Annotated in this window: 17 protein-coding genes; all 17 read left to right on the forward strand. The window is 39.4% G+C overall.

Annotation, left to right across the window (positions count from 1 at the left end; all coding sequences use genetic code 11):
- The 17 genes from cysD to ACFQZS_RS11535 all read left to right on the forward strand — a co-directional run bounded on the left by cysD (window position 1) and on the right by ACFQZS_RS11535 (window position 18,121).
- The gene (cysD, locus tag ACFQZS_RS11455; protein WP_377100301.1) at window positions 1-906 is read left to right on the forward strand and encodes a sulfate adenylyltransferase subunit CysD; all 906 of its coding nucleotides are present in this window, start codon (window positions 1-3) and stop codon (window positions 904-906) included.
- Between the two features lie 47 nt (window positions 907-953).
- Complete coding sequence (cysN, locus tag ACFQZS_RS11460; protein ID WP_377100303.1) at window positions 954-2,204, forward strand: sulfate adenylyltransferase subunit CysN; 1,251 nt, start codon at window positions 954-956, stop codon at window positions 2,202-2,204.
- A 43-nt stretch (window positions 2,205-2,247) separates the two neighbouring features.
- Window positions 2,248-3,252 (forward strand): hypothetical protein, encoded by a 1,005-nt coding sequence (locus ACFQZS_RS11465; protein WP_377100305.1) that lies wholly within the window; start codon window positions 2,248-2,250, stop codon window positions 3,250-3,252.
- A gap of 221 nt (window positions 3,253-3,473) precedes the next feature.
- Window positions 3,474-4,235 (forward strand): polysaccharide biosynthesis/export family protein, encoded by a 762-nt coding sequence (locus tag ACFQZS_RS11470; RefSeq protein WP_377100307.1) that lies wholly within the window; start codon window positions 3,474-3,476, stop codon window positions 4,233-4,235.
- 14 nt (window positions 4,236-4,249) lie between these two features.
- Window positions 4,250-6,661 carry a GumC family protein gene (locus tag ACFQZS_RS11475; protein WP_377100309.1) on the forward strand — a complete coding sequence of 804 codons (2,412 nt, stop codon included), beginning with the start codon at window positions 4,250-4,252 and terminating at the stop codon, window positions 6,659-6,661.
- A 48-nt stretch (window positions 6,662-6,709) separates the two neighbouring features.
- Window positions 6,710-7,564 carry an ABC transporter permease gene (locus ACFQZS_RS11480; protein WP_377100311.1) on the forward strand — a complete coding sequence of 285 codons (855 nt, stop codon included), beginning with the start codon at window positions 6,710-6,712 and terminating at the stop codon, window positions 7,562-7,564.
- 13 nt (window positions 7,565-7,577) lie between these two features.
- Entirely contained in the window at window positions 7,578-8,843 is a 1,266-nt protein-coding gene (locus ACFQZS_RS11485; RefSeq protein WP_377100313.1) for an ABC transporter ATP-binding protein, read from the forward strand.
- Window positions 8,830-9,654: a class I SAM-dependent methyltransferase gene (locus ACFQZS_RS11490; protein ID WP_377100315.1), complete on the forward strand. Its 825-nt coding sequence runs from the start codon at window positions 8,830-8,832 to the stop codon at window positions 9,652-9,654. The genes ACFQZS_RS11485 and ACFQZS_RS11490 overlap by 14 nt, the downstream gene beginning before the upstream one ends.
- Window position 9,655: 1 nt before the next feature.
- Window positions 9,656-10,606, forward strand: coding sequence for a glycosyltransferase family 2 protein (locus ACFQZS_RS11495; protein WP_377100317.1), 951 nt, complete (start codon window positions 9,656-9,658; stop codon window positions 10,604-10,606).
- Window positions 10,607-10,671: 65 nt separating this feature from the next.
- Window positions 10,672-11,544, forward strand: a complete 873-nt coding sequence (locus ACFQZS_RS11500; RefSeq protein WP_377100319.1) for an alpha-1,2-fucosyltransferase — start codon at window positions 10,672-10,674, stop codon at window positions 11,542-11,544.
- A gap of 1 nt (window position 11,545) precedes the next feature.
- Entirely contained in the window at window positions 11,546-12,346 is an 801-nt protein-coding gene (locus tag ACFQZS_RS11505; RefSeq protein WP_377100321.1) for a glycosyltransferase family 2 protein, read from the forward strand.
- Between the two features lie 50 nt (window positions 12,347-12,396).
- On the forward strand, window positions 12,397-13,338 hold the full coding sequence (locus ACFQZS_RS11510) for a glycosyltransferase family 2 protein (RefSeq protein ID WP_377100323.1): 942 nt from the start codon (window positions 12,397-12,399) through the stop codon (window positions 13,336-13,338).
- A gap of 6 nt (window positions 13,339-13,344) precedes the next feature.
- Window positions 13,345-14,169, forward strand: a complete 825-nt coding sequence (locus tag ACFQZS_RS11515) for a DUF5672 family protein (RefSeq protein ID WP_377100325.1) — start codon at window positions 13,345-13,347, stop codon at window positions 14,167-14,169.
- 28 nt (window positions 14,170-14,197) lie between these two features.
- Window positions 14,198-15,337, forward strand: coding sequence for a hypothetical protein (locus ACFQZS_RS11520; RefSeq protein ID WP_377100327.1), 1,140 nt, complete (start codon window positions 14,198-14,200; stop codon window positions 15,335-15,337).
- 33 nt (window positions 15,338-15,370) lie between these two features.
- Window positions 15,371-16,435 carry an NAD-dependent epimerase/dehydratase family protein gene (locus tag ACFQZS_RS11525; protein WP_377100328.1) on the forward strand — a complete coding sequence of 355 codons (1,065 nt, stop codon included), beginning with the start codon at window positions 15,371-15,373 and terminating at the stop codon, window positions 16,433-16,435.
- A gap of 21 nt (window positions 16,436-16,456) precedes the next feature.
- Entirely contained in the window at window positions 16,457-17,566 is a 1,110-nt protein-coding gene (locus ACFQZS_RS11530) for a hypothetical protein (RefSeq protein ID WP_377100330.1), read from the forward strand.
- Window positions 17,567-17,758: 192 nt separating this feature from the next.
- A complete protein-coding gene (locus ACFQZS_RS11535; RefSeq protein ID WP_377100331.1) occupies window positions 17,759-18,121 on the forward strand; it encodes an acyltransferase in 363 nt (120 codons plus the stop codon).
- Window positions 18,122-18,130: the final 9 nt, after the last annotated feature.

Genomic DNA, 18,130 nt, shown 5'->3' on the forward strand with positions numbered 1-18,130 from the left:
ATGAATAAATACTATCTTAATCATCTTCAGGAGCTTGAAGCTGAGGCAATTTATGTGATCAGGGAAGTTGTGGCTCAGTTTGACAGACCCGCTATTTTATTCTCTGGCGGAAAAGACTCCATCGTAGTAACCCACCTGGCGCGCAAGGCATTTTGGCCTGCACGTATCCCTATGCCTTTAATACACATTGATACCGGTCATAATTTCCCCGAAACTATGGAGTTTAGGGATAAACTGGTTGAAGAGCTGGGCATACAATTAATTGTTGGATCAGTACAGGAGTCAATTAACGAAGGACGGGCGGTAGAAGAATCAGGCTTAAACGCCAGCCGTAATGAATTACAGATCGTTACACTGTTAGACGCCATCGAAAAAAACAAAATTGATGCAGCCATTGGTGGCGCGCGCAGGGATGAGGAAAAGGCCAGGGCAAAAGAGCGCTTCTTTTCGCATAGAGATGAATTTGGCCAATGGGACCCGAAAAACCAGCGCCCCGAATTATGGAACATATTTAACGGACGCAAGCGTATGGGAGAGCACTTTAGGGTGTTCCCGATAAGTAACTGGACAGAAATGGATGTGTGGAACTATATCCTGCACGAAAATATACCTATCCCGTCGTTGTATTTTGCTCATCAACGCGAAGCGATTTATCGTGATAACACATGGCTGCCCGTTTCAGAATTTACTGAATTACGTGCAGGCGAAAAGATAGAGACCAAATTAATGCGTTTCCGCACATTAGGCGACATAACTATAACCGGAGGTATAGAATCTGACGCGGACACATTGGAGAAAATTGTAAGTGAGGTTGCCGGAAGCCGCAGCACAGAGCGCGGAAACCGAAGCGATGACAAACGTTCTGACACCTCGATGGAGGACAGGAAACGTCAGGGTTATTTTTAAAATGCCCGCAACCTTAATTTACCCTTTTAATTATTATTAAACTATATATGGAATTATTACGCTTTACTACAGCAGGTAGTGTTGATGATGGAAAAAGCACATTAATTGGCCGTTTGTTATATGATTCAAAATCAATTTTTGAAGACCAGATAGAAGCAGTAAAAAAATCAAGCGAACGCAAGGGTTTACAACATGTTGACCTTAGTTTACTAACCGATGGTTTGCGTTCAGAACGCGAGCAAGGCATAACTATTGACGTTGCCTACCGTTACTTTGCCACCCCAAAGCGTAAGTTTATTATAGCAGACACCCCGGGCCACATACAGTATACACGCAATATGGTAACCGGCGCGTCAACAGCTAACCTGGCGCTGGTGCTGATAGATGCCCGGCACGGTGTAATTGAGCAAACCTGCAGACACTCTTTTATCGCATCGCTTTTGCAAATACCGCATATTATAGTTTGTATAAATAAAATGGACCTTGTTGATTATTCTGAAGACGCATTTAACAGAATAGTTGAGCAGTATCATGAGTTTGCAAGCAAGTTAAGCATTAAAGATATCCGTTACATACCTATCAGCGCGCTTAAAGGTGATAATGTTGTAAACGAATCAGAGCATATGCCCTGGTATAAAGGTTCAAGTTTATTAGAAACGTTGGAAACTATACACATAGGCAGCGACTATAACCACAACGATGCCCGTTTTCCGGTGCAAACTGTTATAAGGCCTCACGATACAAAGTACCACGATTACCGTGGATATGCCGGGCGCATAGCGGGGGGGATCTTTAAAACGGGCGACAATATTGTCGCTTTACCGTCGGGCCAAACATCACGCATAAAATCAATAGATACCTTTAACGGGCCGGTTGCAGAAGCATTTGCTCCAATGTCGGTGTCTATTACCTTAGAGGATGATATAGATATTGGAAGAGGTGATATGATTGTTGCGGAAGACAATGAACCAACCGAAACGCAGGATCTGGATGTTATGCTTTGCTGGATGCGCACTAAGGGCCCGCGCCCCGGTGCCAAATATTTTATAAAGCATACCAGCAGGGAGGTTATGGGCATTATAAAAGAAGTGGTTTATAAGCTTGACATCAACACGATGGAAAAGGTAACCGACGATCAGAATATCAAAATGAACGATATGGTGCGGGTAAAAATAAGAACGGTACAACCTTTAATGGTTGATGAGTATAGTAAAAATCGCGTAACCGGTTCTTTAATATTGATTGATGATACCACCAATGAAACAGTTGCCGCCGGTACTATTCAGTTTAACGGATAATTTATAAACGTGTAAGGTAAGGCTTATAACAAATAAATAACGCATGGGCGATAATGCAAATAATGGTGTTAAACTTTCCTTTAACAGTCAGCATATCCCCATATTTTTTGTACAGCTGGGCAATCACGTAAATTTATTTCTTGATAAAATACTACTGCAGGCACAGCATTCAAACGGCAAAGAGAATGTTTACGTGTTAGCAGATAAGAATTTGCATTTATACCGGGATTTTAACTGTATCGATGTATCAAAATACCTGCATGGCCGTGAGTTTGACTCATTGTATCAACACCATTCATCCAATAAATATTCTTTTGAAAAGGCCTGCTTTGACCGCTGGTTTATAATTAATGATGTTGTAAACGATTTAAACATCGATTATTTTTTTCATGCCGATTGCGATGTGCTTATAACGGAAGACCTAAACCCTACTTACGCCCATTTGCTGCAGCATAATTACGATGGCTCGGTAATGTATTTTGAACATGATGGTAAAACCATAACATCAGGGCATTCTTCGTTTTGGAGCAAAAAGCTGCTTGGTGACTTTTGTAATTTTGTTTCTGAGAAATACGCGGATGGGGCAGCTTTTAACGAAATATTGAACGTTACCAGATCAGGTTTTTTTCTGGGCAACAAAAATGTTTCAGACATGATCTTCCTGGATATTTTCAGGCGCAGCACCATCTTAAAAACGTTAAATTTATTTTCGCTTGAAGATGAAGGCATTGGCTTTGATTTTAACCTGAATGTTTCCTCAAATGGTTGGCGTAAATTTTTTAAAATAAATAAAATTTACGGTATAAAAGCCATAACCAGGGCAAACAAAAGCGTGTATGCCGAAGAAGTTGATAACGGCACCCGCTTTAAATTTTACACACTCCATTTTCAGGGTTATATTACTAAATCTTTGATACCTAAGTACATAACTTACGGCAGTAGTATAGATAATGTGCAGAACACCCTGTTAGCGTATTTTACTTTTACCAAAAGAAGGCTTATATTAAAAAAGAATTGGTTAAGAGATAAACTTAAAATTAAAAAATAACTTAACTAAAACTGCTATATTTAGCCAGCCTTCTGCGCGGTAAAAAAATGGTATATAAGCAGTTAAAATAAGGTTAGGTTAAATGTTTTATAAAATTTTGCGATTTTTTTTAATAAAATTGTAAAATTAAAATTTAGCCGCCGGTAAAGTTGTAAATTTGTTAAGCCTGTCAGATACTGTTCTTTCAATGCTTGGTTACAGCCGGGCACACAATATATTTTATGAAACTAAAATTCCATTTATTTAGCTTTATTGTAATAACGATGTTTCTCGGGTCTTTGCTAAGCTCTTGTATTTCAGGTAAGCAACTGGCCTATTTTAATAACATCAAAAATGATAGTGTTTCTACCATAGAACCTACAAATTTTCAGACCGTTATTAGTAAGAACGATATTTTACAAATAGATATTTCTACCCCCGACCCCGTAACAACAGCACGGTTTAATACTACCGGAACTAACGGAAGAACAGAATATCTGGTAGATGAAACAGGCGTAATTAAGTTGCCCTATGTGGGGGCTATTAAGGCCGAAGGGTTAAATAAAAAACAATTGGCAGATTTTATAACTAATGCACTTGTAAAAGGTGAATATGCGAAGGAACCGGTAGTTTCTGTACGGGTAATCAATTATTTCGTTACCGTTTTGGGCGAGGTTGTGAGGCCGGGAAACGTACCTGTGCCAAATGAAAGAATAACATTGCCGGAAGCATTAGCAGCTGCAGGGGATTTAACGGCTTACGGCCGTAGAAATGATGTATTGCTGGTAAGGGAGGCAAACGGAAAAAGGATATATAAGCACATTGACCTTAACAAGGGGCAAATGTTTGATCCTGACGTTTATAATCTTCAAAACCAGGATAAGATCTACGTCTCTCCGAGCAGAAACCGCGCAGCCAGTGTTGATAGAACGGGGCAATTAGTTTCTATAGTTGCATCTGTAGTATCGTTGGTTTTAGTAGTGTATGTTCAATTTATTAAGTAGCGTATTTATTTGCAATGAAAAATATTGAGCAACAAAATGTTTTAAACAACCCGTTTGAGCAAAGGTCTGTTAAAACAATAATTAATCATATTGCCTTTAGATACCTACCTTTTTGGCCAATTTTTGTAATTACCATTATTGTAGCGCTTGTTTCTGCCCATTTTTATATCCGGTATCAAACACCAATTTATCAGGCTAATGCTACAATTGTTTTAAAAGACAATGCCAATGAACGCGAGGATGCCAATGTTCTGCAGGCACTGGGAGTATCAAATACCGTAAAATCTGTTGAAAACGAGGTTGAGATATTAAAATCACGCGATTTGATGGAGCAGGTGGTTGCCAAAGCTAATCTGTATGCTACGTTGTATTATAAAGGCGCGTTAAGGGATGTGTTGATATATCCAAGCCCGATTGATTTTATAGCAATAGATCCTTACGCGGTAAAATCAACCGGCCCTATTTCTTTTAAATATAACGCTAAGGAAAATTTTATTCAGCTTGATAATAAAAAATACCGTTTAGGAATACCGGTTAGGACACCTTACGGGGTATTTAAATTTGATGTGAATCATAATTTTAACCCTTCGCCTCAGGGAGATAACGATGAAAACCAATACTATTTATCGCTGCGCGATGTAAAGTCTGCAGCCTTGGGCACTTTGGGCAATCTTAGCGTGGTGCCTTTATCTAAACAATCGTCATTAATTAATCTGGCTATGTCTGATGCCGTACCTCAACGCGGCATAGATATCCTGAATGCTATAATAAAAGAGTATAACATTGAGGGAATAAAAGACAAAAACCAAATTGCAAGTAACACATTAGAGTTTTTAGAAAAAAGGTTACAACTGGTTGCGGATGAGTTGTCTGGGGTGGAAGGAGAATATGAGAATTACCGGTCTCGCGAAGGCATAGTTAGCATAAGCCAGGAAGGAAATAACCTGCTTACCAATGTTCAGACATTTGATAAGCAAAAAGAAGATATAGAGCTGCAACTACACATTCTTGATCAGATTGAGAAGTATATAGTTACTAAAGGCCCTCATCCGGGTACTGTACCCGCGGCAATAAATAATCCGTTTTTTAATAATTTGCTCGAAAAATTATATGGGTTTGAGCTTCAATTAGAAGGTTTAAGAGAAACAAATGGCGAAAAATCGTCGGCTGTAGTTGGCCTGGTGTCTCAAATTAATCAGGTAAAACAAAGCTTATTAGAGAATATAAAGAATACAAGACAAAGCTTAACAACCGAGTTAAAGTCAATACAAGGCCAGGTTAGCAGAAATTCTCAAATGTTGAAGCAGGTGCCTCAAAAAGAACGCGACCTGCTTCAGATCACCAGAAAGCAGGTGATCAAAAATGATATCTACACCTTCCTTCTTAAAAAACGCGAAGAAACAGAATTATCTAAGGCTTCTCAGGTAGCCAATAGCAAGGTAGTTAATTCGGCCAGTGGCAGTGGCGGCCCTATAAAGCCAATACCACGCAACATTTATCTTATTGCTTTAACAGTTGGTGTTTTTGCCGGGGTGCTGTTTGTACTGATAAGGGAGCAATACAATCAGTCAATATTGTTCAGAACAGATATAGAGCGGTTAACAAATGCCCCTATAATTGGCGAAATTATGTACGACAGCAGTTCAGATGCCATGGTTATCAAAGATGGCAAACGAACGGTTATAGCCGAGCAATTCAGGGCCTTGCGTACTTCGCTAAGCTTTACCGGCATTAATCCTGACAACAGCAACACCTTCTTATTAACCTCTTCCATTTCCGGGGAAGGTAAAAGTTTTATCGGTGTCAATCTGGCGGTTAGTTTCGCGTTAACGGGTAAAAAAGTAGCATTGCTTGAATTTGACTTACGCAAGCCCAAAGTAAGTTCAATGCTTGAAATTGAAAAGGATCCGGGAATAAGTAATTACCTGGCCGGCCTGGTAACCTTGAACGATATAAGAAGGCCAATGGACGACAAAGGCGTACCGGGATTTGTTGTGTTGCCTGCCGGTACCATACCGCATAATCCTACAGAGTTAATGTTAAACGGGCGCCTGGATATATTAATGAAGGACCTTAAAGCTGAGTTTGATTACGTAATTATAGATTCGCCTCCAATTGGATTGGTAACGGATGCCAAGCTGCTTAGCAAATATGCCGATGTAAGCTTGTACATGATCAGACACGGCTACACGCCTAAAGGTTACTTAAAATTGATTGATCAGCTTTACAGCAATCAAGAGATGAAAAATGTTAATCTAATATTTAACGGTATCAAATCAAGAGGTGTTGGAAGCGGAACAGGCTATGGCTATGGTTACGGCTATGGCTACGGTTATGGTTACGGCTATGGCTACGGTTATGGTTACACTCAGGAGGATGAGAAAAAACCGGGTATATTGAAACGCCTGGTAAAGAAAAAGAAATAATCCGAACTTTACTGCGCTTGCAGATCGCGTGGCACTTATTTAATAGTTATGCAAAAAAGTGATGGGTCTACAAATTGGACGCTTAAAATAACATCATCTCGTAGCGCTTTTGATCTTCATCTTAAAGATATTTGGCTTTATAGAGATTTGCTATGGCTCATAGTACGTCGCGATTTTGTGTCGTTCTACAAGCAAACCATATTAGGGCCACTGTGGTTTTTTATACAGCCAATATTTACTACAGTAATATATGTGGTAGTTTTTAGCAACCTGGCAAAAATAAGCACCAGCGGGGCTCCTCCGGCTATTTTCTATTTGGTAGGTACTGTTGCATGGACCTATTTTTCTGATTGTCTAACTAAAACATCAACAGTATTCAGAGACAATGTATCCATTTTTGGCAAGGTTTATTTTCCGAGGCTTATTATGCCATTGAGCATAATCTTTTCCAATTTGATAAAATTTGGTGTACAGTTTTTGCTTTTCCTTATATTATTAATATACTATGTTGTTCAGCAAAGGGTGCATATAAATAATTATGTGTTATTATTCCCGGTAGTAATATTGCTAATGGCTATACTGGGTTTGGGAATAGGATTAATAATAACGGCGCTAACAACAAAATACCGCGACCTGGCATTTATAGTAACTTTTGGAATGCAATTGTTAATGTATGCTACGCCGGTTATTTATCCCCTTTCAGCTGCTCCGGCTAAGTATCGAACAATTATATCTCTTAATCCGATGAGTGGGTTGATAGAAACTTTTAGATACGGCTTTTTAGGCACCGGAGATTTTTACCCTTCAGCCTTTTTATATAGCATTTTTGCAAGTATTGTTTTATTAATATTAGGGTTGATAGTATTCAATAAAGTTGAAAAGAACTTTGTTGACAAGATATAAGGTACGGCGTTAAATGAGCGATATTGTAATACAGGCAGAAAACATATCTAAGGCTTACCAGCTGGGTGATTTTGGTACGGGTACGCTGAGCCATGATATTGAGCGGTGGTGGGCAATAATGCGCGGAAAGGAAGACCCGTTTTTAAAAATAGGCGAAGTTAATGACCGGGCTGTAAAGGGCGTTAGCGACATTGTATGGAGCTTGAAGGATATAAATTTTGAAATTAAACAAGGCGAAGCTATAGGTATTATAGGCCGTAACGGTGCGGGAAAAAGCACTTTGCTAAAAATACTTAGCCGGGTAACTACCCCTACAACCGGCGAAATAAATGTTAAAGGCCGTATAGCCAGTTTGCTGGAAGTAGGTACAGGGTTTCACCCTGAACTTACGGGGCGCGAGAATATTTTTTTAAATGGTGCCATCCTGGGCATGCGTAAGGCCGAGATAAAAAAGCAGTTTGACAGTATAGTGGCCTTTGCCGGAGTAGAGCGGTACATTGATACCCCGGTAAAACGCTACTCATCGGGTATGTATGTAAGGCTGGCATTTGCTGTTGCGGCTCACCTTGAATCAGAGATTTTAATTGTTGATGAAGTGCTTGCCGTAGGCGATGCCGAGTTTCAGAAAAAGTGCCTGGGTAAAATGGGCGAGCTAAGCAAAGCGCAGGGTAGAACAGTGTTGTTTGTTAGTCATAACCTGCAATCGGTAGCAACTTTGTGCAATAGCGGAATGTATTTAAAGAACGGTGATTTAGGCTTTAAGGGAAATATTGACGAAGCATTAAAAACTTACTCAATTGAAAAGGATATTAATTACTCAAACAAAATTGTAGTAATAAGTGAGGGTAAAAGAGCATGGCTATCAAATTTTTATATAACAGATCAGGCTGGTGATGATTATATCCACCCTGAAGGGATTAAGAATGTAATTGTTGAAGTAGAATCTACCGAACGCATAGAGCGTATATTTATAGGGATTGGAATTAACGATACAAATGATCTGCGATTATTAACCTTGTTTAGTAAATTCAGTAATCAGTCATTTACATTAAATCCGGGTAAAAACCTTTTGCAGTGTGAGGTTGAGAGTTTTTACCTAAAACCAGGTATTTATCGGGTAGAGGTGTTTGTTGGCAATGATTATTTAAATCTCGATTATTATGATCGCGGTTTGCAGTTTGAGATATTTCCCTCTGTAAAAACAAACCAAATATTACCTGATTCAGGTCAGGGGAGTATAATGATAAATCAAAAATGGCGTGTCTATGAAGGAAACTGATGAATTTGCGGAGGAGATTTTCTGTTTAAAGTATGAGTTGAATACACTTGCCAGCGTTTTGCTGAGAAACGAATCAGAACGTTGGTTGCCGGGTTTTTTACACGAAAGAACAGAATATTCACACGTTGAGCGATACAAGCTTGCCTGTAAGTATACATCCCAAAAAAATGTATTAGATGTAGCTTGTGGTATTGGCAAAGGCAGTAGTATGATGGCACAAGAAGGCGGCGCGGCGCTTGTTAACGGATTTGATATACAGCCAGAAGCAGTTAGATACGCAAACTGGCGCAATGCAGCCCCAAATTTAACCTTTTCTGTTGTTGATGCCGAGACTATGGATATTGTTGAAGCGTACGAGATGGCAGTAAGTTTTGAAACAATTGAGCACTTACATAATTATAGGAGCTTTTTAATAAATGTAAATAAAAGCATAAGGGCAGGTGGTTATCTTTTAATTTCAACCCCGATATCTGCGGCAAGCGTCGACTCGAATCCTATTAATCCCTATCATACACGAGAGTGGGGTTTTACAGAATTTCAAAAAGTATTAAATGAGTTCTTTTCGATAGAAAAGATATTTGTTCAGCTTTATCCACCATCACAGGTACCAATAAATACTCCACGCAAGGGTATTATTGAAGATTTAATCGGTAAAATAAAACGAAAGCTTGGGTTTGCACAAATCCTTGAACAAGTCAAAGAGTCAGCGAACGGTTTTTCAAAAATTGAGGAGTATACAGGCCAATACGCAGAGGAGGAATTGGGTGTAAGCCGTGTTGGTTATCAAATTGTATTAGCAAGGAAAAATTAATATGAGTTTGGCAATTATTATACCGGCTTATAAAGATCATTATTTTGAAAAGGCGCTACAGTCCTTGGCAAATCAAACAAATAAAAACTTCACGGTCTATGTAGGAGACGACAATAGCCCCAATGAACTTTTTAAAATTTGCGAACTATTTAAAGATCGGATGAATTTGGTTTATCACCATTTCGATAATAATTTAGGCGGAGAAGATCTAGTTGCACATTGGGAAAGGTGCGTAAGTTTGATGAAAGATGAAGAATGGCTATGGATTTTTTCTGATGACGATTTAGCGGAAGAAACCTGCGTTGAATGTTTTTATGCCGCGATTGCAGAAACCAATGGTTTTTATGATGCATATAGGTTCAACGTCACGGCAATCGATTCAAACGATAACATAACCAATAAAACTCCCGCGAGCCCAACTGTTGAATATGCCTGCGATTTAGCCTACCATATTCTTATTAACCAGCGCGGTAATTCTATGCCCGATCATATTTTCAATACAGAAGCATACATTCAAAAAGGTGGTGTGGTAAATTTTATTCAGGCTCAGGCCAGTGATTGGGCAACCTCAATAAAATTTGCAGGTGATAAAGGGTTATATACTATTAGCGGACCCAGAATTAGATGGCGCTACAGCGGGCAAAACGTTTCATCAACAGCTCATAAAAACAATGCCAAATTAATATATGGGCATTTGCAATTTATTGATTGGGTAATCAAATTACCAAATATTAAATGCTCAGAAAAAAACAATGTTTATAAAAAACGAGATTTAATAAAGGCCACAAAATTTAACTTAGATCTTGTTATCACCAGCCACTACAGGGGGGTGCCAAATTCTGATCTGGTAAATATTGCGAAGATTATTGGTGGTATTTATAATAAATCGTTACTATTTGGCCTTTTGTTTTGTTTAAAAATCAACTATAAGGTATACAAAAGAAACAGGTAGTTAGTGTAGGCGAATAAAATATAGTTAATAGTTAATCAGCCTAGCTAAATTTAGGGAAAACAGTTATGGTCATTGTTAAGCTCATTAGCGGATTAGGGAACCAGTTATTTCAATACGCGTTTGGCAGGAAAATGGCATTAATTAACAACGTGCCTTTAAAATTGGATACCTCGTTTTATGAAACTCAGCATCTGCGGGGCTATGTACTTGATCGTTTTAAAATAAAGGCTGAGGTTGCTACAAAACATGATATAGAGGAAGTTTTAAAACTTAACCATCTTGTGAGTAAGTTGGAGCGTTATTTTACAGGCACCAACAAATATTATTACAAAGAGCGAAAGGTGTGGAGCTATGATGCCTCATTATTGAGTTTAAAAAAAGAACGGATCTATTTAGACGGATACTGGCAGAACTACAAATATTACAATGATCTTGATGGCTCAATATTAAGCGAGTTAACAATAGCTGATGAGGCTGAACCATTCAATTATAGCGTATATTCAACTATTTTGCAAGATGAAGGGTCGGTTTCCATACATATACGCAGGGGGGATTATGCCATTGATGAGGAAGCCAATAAAATGATGGGCTTATTGCCATTGGGTTATTATGATAGCGCAGTAGCTTATATAAATGCCAACGTGCCGAACGCGAATTTTTATATATTTTCGGATGATTTAAACTGGGCAGCCGATAATTTAAAAATTGATAGACCGGTTACTTTTGTGGATGTAGCGAACGGCCGGAAGGACTATGTTGAATTGAATATGATGAGTAAGTGCAACCACAATATTATTGCTAACAGCACTTTTAGCTGGTGGGGAGCATTTATCAACAAAAATCCGGGTAAAATTGTAATCGGGCCTAAAAACTGGGTTGCTACGCCTGATGTGAACGCCCAAATTGAATTGCTTTTGCCAGAATGGATAAAGATATAAAATGAGTAATCCTGCACTGTCTGTTTTAATACCGTGTTATAACGGCGGGCAATATTTGCCCGCGGCTTTAGCAAGTATAACCAGCTATCCTGACAAGCATCTTTATGAAATAATAATTGTTAACGATGGCTCAACTGACGAGGCAACTATCGGGCTTTTAAATTCTTTGCAACAACAGGGCTATCAAGTTATTAACCAGGAAAATAAAGGGCCTGCCGCTGCCCGCAATAATGCAGCAAAAAACGCGAAAGGTGAGTACTTACTACTGCTTGACAGCGATAATAAAATACGGCATAATTATATAAAAAAGGGTGTTGACATATTAAGGCAAAACCCCGAAATAAGTATTGTACATGGCAAGCCGGTTTTTTTTGGCAACGTTACTCCGTCGCGCTTATTTGACACGGGCAAGTTTGATATGGCCAAAATGTTAAACTGCAATTACATTGATAATTGCACCCTTATCAGAAAATCCGCCTGGGATATGTTAGGGGGCCAGGACGAGAAAAGCTTTGTAGAGGATTGGGAGTTTTGGATAAGAGCGGGAATAGCTGATCTTAAATTTTTTTATCTGGAAGAAGATTGTTTTGATTACAGAATTGTATCTGATTCATTAACAGACAGCCTTGCCAAAGAAAGGTGGGATAGCGAAGCGCAATACATTTATAACAAACATGTTCAATTGTTAACTGAGCAATATAAACGGCTTTATATAGAAAAGCTAATTTATCATCAAGATCAGCAGCAACCTTTTCGGTCATTCGTAAAGTATTTTTTTAAAAAATATTTTAAGAAAAAATAGGTGATAATGCGCGCTAATTTTAAATACAATATAAACACTCCAATCTAAGCATGCCAGCAGTATCTGTCATCGTTCCAAATTATAACCATGCTCCTTACCTTAAACAGCGTATTGATAGTATCCTTGCGCAAAGTTTTCAGGATTTTGAGGTGATTATATTAGATGATTGTTCTACTGATGACAGCCGTAGTATAATTGAGCAATATCGTGGTCACGACAAAATAAGCCACTTAGTGTTTAACGAGCAGAACAGTGGCGGACCTTTCTACCAATGGAAAAAAGGGATCGAGTTGGCGCAGGGTAAATATATATGGATTGCCGAAAGCGATGATTGGTGCGAACCATCACTGCTGGAAACCTTAGTTGCAGCTATTGACCATAATCCGGAGTGTGTAATGGCTTATGTGCAAACACATACAGTTTACAATGATGAGATCATCCAAACGTCGTCGCATGTTAAGTTAGCGGAGTACATTGATGGCAAACAATACATCAAAAAGTACCTTGCCGGGTTATGTGCTATATGGAATGCCAGTATGCTTTTGTTTAAAAAGGAATATTATTACCAGGTGTCTGATAGCTTTATCAATTTTAAGATGTGCGGCGACTGGCAGTTTTATGTTGAGCTGGCCAGCCAGGGAGAGGTTTTCGTTTCAGGAAAAGTACTCAACTATTTCAGGAAGCATGAAAACGACGTAAGCGGTAAAATTTACGGTACCGGCCAAAATTACATTGAAGAAATAGATATACTTACGTCGCTTGCGGATTATACATTGATTACTGCTGAAGAATTTAAGCAACATTTACTGGATAAATACATAAGGTTTTTAGTTTCCCGCCATCTGTTTTCAACTGAAATGAATGCTGTTATTGAAAGTAAGTTTTACCAGACAGGGGGTGGTAAGTTAAAAAGCTTTTTGATAAAAGAAAGCAGGCGTATACTGATAAAAGCCCGTATAAAACGCAGGCTTAACATGCTATTTGATAATTGATATACAATGGTTAACCGTGTTTGCGTAGTTATTCCCGTACACAAGCAACACCCAACAAATGCTGAAGTACTTTCGTTGAGGGCCTGCACGCGGCACCTGGCATCGTATGATTGTTATCTGATTTTTCCGCAAGATTTAGACGTAAGCGCTTACACCACCATTTTTAAAAGTTTGCTACCCCGGCCGGTAACGCCGCAGTGGCTAGCATCAATTGAAGCGTATAATAAAATGAAACTGGATTTACGGTTTTACAACATGTTTAGTGCCTATACCCACATGCTTACCTACGAGCTTGATGCATACATTTTTAGCGACAAATTAAACCAGGCCCATGCCTTTGAATTTGATTTTATAGGCGCACCTTTTTTTGAGGGTTATTGGGAGGCAAAGCCAGATGCTCAACTTGTTCAGGGCTGTAATTCAGGTTTTTCTGTGCGTAATATACAGTCGTGTATTAGCGTATTAAGTTCAATGAATAAATACCGCAAGCATTGGATATTCTACAAACTATTTTTATCGCCTTCCCGCCATATCAGGCTTTGGTTAAACAGGCTTACCAATAACCGATACGAAGTATTTATTACAGGGCGTTTCGCTTTTTATTTTGATGGTTTTCATTTAAATGAAGATGTTGTATGGACAGAGGTTGTGCCAAAGTTATTTCCAAATTTTAGTATAGCCGACGGTAGAAGCGCGCTGCAATTTGCTTTTGAATATAATTTACCGCAATCTCTCCAACTAAACGGTGGTAATTTGCCCCTCGGATGCCATGCATGGCCTAAACATCCTGAATTTTGGAAGGAATACATCAACTTTGATAATTTGACATAAGATGGGGTTTGATTTTTATCTTTCTGAGATGTCTATATCTGATTACCACGGAGGCGGTTTAACCCTTCAGCGTGTAATTGGCGACGATCTGAAAAATATTGATCATTTAATTTATGTTAGCCGCTTTGCTACGGATATTGAAACAATACCAGCCTTAAAAAGCAAGGTGATAGATGTAACGTCAACCTGGGATAGCAACCTGATGCGTCGTGTTATAGGCCGCACCCGCGCAAATGCCATTAGTAAAAATCTATCTGTTATTAAAGCTGATGCCAAAAAAGCAGCCAATACTATTGTTAAACGGGTAGGGAAAAATGGGCAGTTAAATGGGTTGGTATGCCCCCAGGGTGCGCAATCAATTTATACAATTGAAGCTTTAAAACAGCATACGCAGCTACGTTACACAACATGGGTAATGGATGACCATTTAATTACGTATCAAGGCGGAAAATGGGAATATCCACCGGGTGTAGAAGCTGTATTTGCAAAACATTTGCAGGAAGCTGAACACGTTTTTGTTATAAGCCCCGTTATGCAGCAGTTTTACCAGGAGCGGTTTGGCGTTAAGTCAACAGTACTTTTTGGGCCGGCTGATCCGAAAGAAGAAAACAAAGTGTCTCGCAATACTCCTACGCAAATAAAAATAGGGTATTTTGGCGCCGTTACAGAGTGGCAAACAGATGCTTTATGTGCTGTTGCCGATGCCCTTCAGAACACAGACACTACATTGGATATATATTCTGTGGTTAATAAACTGCCGGATAAACTTAATATTGATGGTGTGTATTTTAAAGGCAGATTACAACAGAATGAAGTTTTAAATACCATGCAAAGATATGATGCTGTACTTTTGCCAATAAGCTTTTCACAGAAAATGCGCAGTATGTCTGAGTTTAATATTGCAACAAAAATGAGCGAGTATCTTGCGTCAGGCGTGCCTGTATTAGCCATCGGCCCGGCGTATGCCGGCATGATAAAGTATCTTAAGCAACACAATGCCGCGCTGATTGTTGAGTCGTTAGCGCTCTCAGATATTAGACACGCGTTTTCTCAATTAAGCAATGGTGAAGTAGTGAAGTCAATTTTACATCATGCCCAAAAAAGGGTCGCGGTTGAAACCGGTGTAACCGCAACGCAAAAACGTTGGCGTGATGCTTTAAGTAACTGATTATATTAATTTTCGTCAATATCGCAGCCGCATATGATCATAAAAAAGAAGAAATTATTAGTAACCGGCTCTTCCGGCCTTATCGGGTCAGAGGTTTGCGTTCATTTTGCCGCGCTTGGTTGGGAAGTTCATGGCTTAGATAATAACCAGCGGGCCGTATTCTTTGGTCCGCAAGGCGACACGCGTTGGAATCAAAACAGGCTAAAAGAAAAGTTAGGCCAAAGCTTTATCCACCACGAGTTGGATATCAGAGACCGTGCCGGAGTATTGGAATTACTTAAACAATTAACGCCGGATGCTATTGTGCACACAGCAGCACAGCCATCGCATGACAGGGCTGCAGCAATTCCCTTTGATGATTTTGACACCAACGCTACAGGTACCTTAAATTTATTGGAAGCCGCGCGACAAGCTTGCCCCGATTCGCCGTTTGTACATATGTCTACTAATAAAGTGTATGGCGACAGACCCAATTCAATTGACCTTGTTGAAAAGGAAACCCGTTGGGACTATGCCGACCCGTTTTATGAAAACGGAATTACAGAAGATTTTTCTATAGATCAAAGCAAACACTCTTTATTCGGAGCATCCAAAGTAGCGGCAGATATAATGGTGCAAGAATATGGTCGGTATTTTAATATCGCTACGTGTTGTTTGCGCGGTGGTTGTTTAACCGGCCCAAACCACTCCGGAGTTGAGCTTCACGGTTTTTTAAGCTACCTGGTTAAATGTAATATAGAAGGTAGAACATATAACGTATTTGGATATAAGGGCAAGCAGGTGCGAGACAATATTCACTCGCATGATGTTGCTTTGTTTATTGAAGCCTTTATAAATGCTCCCCGCGTGGCAGAAGTGTATAATATAGGTGGTGGTCGCGAAAACTCTTGTTCAATATGGGAAGCGTTTAAAATTGCCGAGAGCTTCTCAGGCAAACAACAGGTTTACACTTATGTGGATGACAATCGTATTGGAGATCATATTTGTTATATTTCAAACTTAGATAAAATGCGTCGTCATTACCCTCAATGGGATATAACAGTCTCGTTAGAAGAAACTATAAAGCAAATTGTTGAAGCACAAACAGGTAAAATGTAAATCTGCCTGAAAGTATTTAAAATGAAGATCCTTTCGTTTCATCCCTTCTCTTTATATGCAAACGGCGGTGGAAGCCGCATTTTGCGCCGTTTATATCAGGGGCGGGAGGCGCAGGTAACTTCTCTTGCTGTTGAGGGAATTAGTAATACACCAAACAAAGGTCCCATAAAGGAGCGTATTGTTTATGCGATGCCCCTTACCCGGAAATGGATGCGATGGCATTTACGCACCTGGATAATATTTTTAAGGGAAAAAAAATTTGTTGAAATAACTAATCGCCGTATTCGGCGTGCAGCTGCCCAAATACCTTGCGACGTTATACATGTTGTACATCATGGCCCGTTTGCTGATGCTTTATGTACAGATGAATTTGCCGGAAAAGAACTGTGGGTTTCGTTTCATGACCATTTTAACACTACAAAGTGTACATTCAGCAGTTCGGCGGAGTTATGGAACCGGGCAGACAGGAGATTAGTAATTTCTGATGAACTAGGCAAAAACTATCAGCAGGTATTTGGTAATAAACCTTACGATTTAATTACTGATGGCGTATATACAGACGAAATTACATATCCGGCCGAAGGTGAAGCCGCACAGCCATTTGAAGTTTATTTTGCAGGCTTATTGCATATAGCCTATTTACCCTTATTTGAAGTTTTGGCAGATGCGCTTGATAAGTTGAGCGCCGATGGTTTGTCATTTAAAGTAATTTTACGGGCAACACAAAAACTACCATTTTTAAGCAATAGACTTTTTAAAACTGAGTACAGAGGTATCACTTTAGTCGACGAGGAATTAAAAGCTGAGCTAAATAACGCGGATATTCTATATCTCCCCATAAAATTTACGCAGCCCGATTTTTACCTATATAGCTTATCCACCAAAATGGTGGGATATCTGGGCGCACCGGGTAGTATACTGTACCACGGCCCTGCAGATAGCGCCGCATGCAATCTTTTGCAAAACGCAAGTGCAGCCGCGTGTTGTGTTACCTTAAACGTAGATGAGTTAATAATATCTATTTTAGATGCTATTAAAAACAGGCAAAAGTTTTCTGCTGAGGCAAAAAGCCTGGCGCAAAATAAATTTGATATGTTGGCTATCCAGAACAAATTTTGGCAGTTGACATAAGACAGGTAACAGAATATAAAAATGAGGCGTTTACTATCTGAATTTCGAATATTTGTAGGTAACCGCTGGGTGGCAAGATTGCCCAGTCGTACTTTGCGCATGTTTTTCTATCGCTACATAATGAAATTTAAAATAGCTAGCAACTCCTATATTTTTATGGATTGCACGTTTGATTGTACGGAGCTTTTTAGCATGAAAAACAATTCAGTTATAAATACTAAATGCCGTCTGGATAACAAAGCAGGAATCCATATAGGCGAAAATGTCTCCATCTCGCAGGAGGTAATGATCCTTTCTGCCGATCATGACCCGGATTCCCCAACATTCGCTGCACGAGACCTGGCGGTGTATATAGATGATTATGTTTTTATTGGGTCAAGGGCTATAATTATGCCTGGCGTTACTGTGGGCAAAGGAGCGGTAGTGGCTGCAGGGGCGGTTGTTACCCGTAGTGTTGAGCCTTATACCATTGTGGCAGGTGTACCCGCTAGATTGGTCAGGCACCGCTCGCAAAATCTCAACTATAAAATTAAATACAGCCGTTTTTTACAATAGTTGTGTAAC

Source organism: Mucilaginibacter calamicampi, from assembly GCF_042676765.1.
In the GTDB taxonomy this organism is placed as follows: Bacteria; Bacteroidota; Bacteroidia; order Sphingobacteriales; family Sphingobacteriaceae; genus Mucilaginibacter; species Mucilaginibacter calamicampi.

Excerpts from the sequence above, each read along its gene's own strand:
- cysD (WP_377100301.1), top strand. The coding sequence starts at position 1 with ATGAATAAATACTATCTTAATCATCTTCAGGAGCTTGAAGCTGAGGCA.
- cysN (WP_377100303.1), top strand. The coding sequence starts at position 954 with ATGGAATTATTACGCTTTACTACAGCAGGTAGTGTTGATGATGGAAAA.
- ACFQZS_RS11465 (WP_377100305.1), top strand. The coding sequence starts at position 2,248 with ATGGGCGATAATGCAAATAATGGTGTTAAACTTTCCTTTAACAGTCAG.
- ACFQZS_RS11470 (WP_377100307.1), top strand. The coding sequence starts at position 3,474 with ATGAAACTAAAATTCCATTTATTTAGCTTTATTGTAATAACGATGTTT.
- ACFQZS_RS11475 (WP_377100309.1), top strand. The coding sequence starts at position 4,250 with ATGAAAAATATTGAGCAACAAAATGTTTTAAACAACCCGTTTGAGCAA.
- ACFQZS_RS11480 (WP_377100311.1), top strand. The coding sequence starts at position 6,710 with ATGCAAAAAAGTGATGGGTCTACAAATTGGACGCTTAAAATAACATCA.
- ACFQZS_RS11485 (WP_377100313.1), top strand. The coding sequence starts at position 7,578 with ATGAGCGATATTGTAATACAGGCAGAAAACATATCTAAGGCTTACCAG.
- ACFQZS_RS11490 (WP_377100315.1), top strand. The coding sequence starts at position 8,830 with ATGAAGGAAACTGATGAATTTGCGGAGGAGATTTTCTGTTTAAAGTAT.
- ACFQZS_RS11495 (WP_377100317.1), top strand. The coding sequence starts at position 9,656 with ATGAGTTTGGCAATTATTATACCGGCTTATAAAGATCATTATTTTGAA.
- ACFQZS_RS11500 (WP_377100319.1), top strand. The coding sequence starts at position 10,672 with ATGGTCATTGTTAAGCTCATTAGCGGATTAGGGAACCAGTTATTTCAA.
- ACFQZS_RS11505 (WP_377100321.1), top strand. The coding sequence starts at position 11,546 with ATGAGTAATCCTGCACTGTCTGTTTTAATACCGTGTTATAACGGCGGG.
- ACFQZS_RS11510 (WP_377100323.1), top strand. The coding sequence starts at position 12,397 with ATGCCAGCAGTATCTGTCATCGTTCCAAATTATAACCATGCTCCTTAC.
- ACFQZS_RS11515 (WP_377100325.1), top strand. The coding sequence starts at position 13,345 with ATGGTTAACCGTGTTTGCGTAGTTATTCCCGTACACAAGCAACACCCA.
- ACFQZS_RS11520 (WP_377100327.1), top strand. The coding sequence starts at position 14,198 with ATGTCTATATCTGATTACCACGGAGGCGGTTTAACCCTTCAGCGTGTA.
- ACFQZS_RS11525 (WP_377100328.1), top strand. The coding sequence starts at position 15,371 with ATGATCATAAAAAAGAAGAAATTATTAGTAACCGGCTCTTCCGGCCTT.
- ACFQZS_RS11530 (WP_377100330.1), top strand. The coding sequence starts at position 16,457 with ATGAAGATCCTTTCGTTTCATCCCTTCTCTTTATATGCAAACGGCGGT.
- ACFQZS_RS11535 (WP_377100331.1), top strand. The coding sequence starts at position 17,759 with ATGAAAAACAATTCAGTTATAAATACTAAATGCCGTCTGGATAACAAA.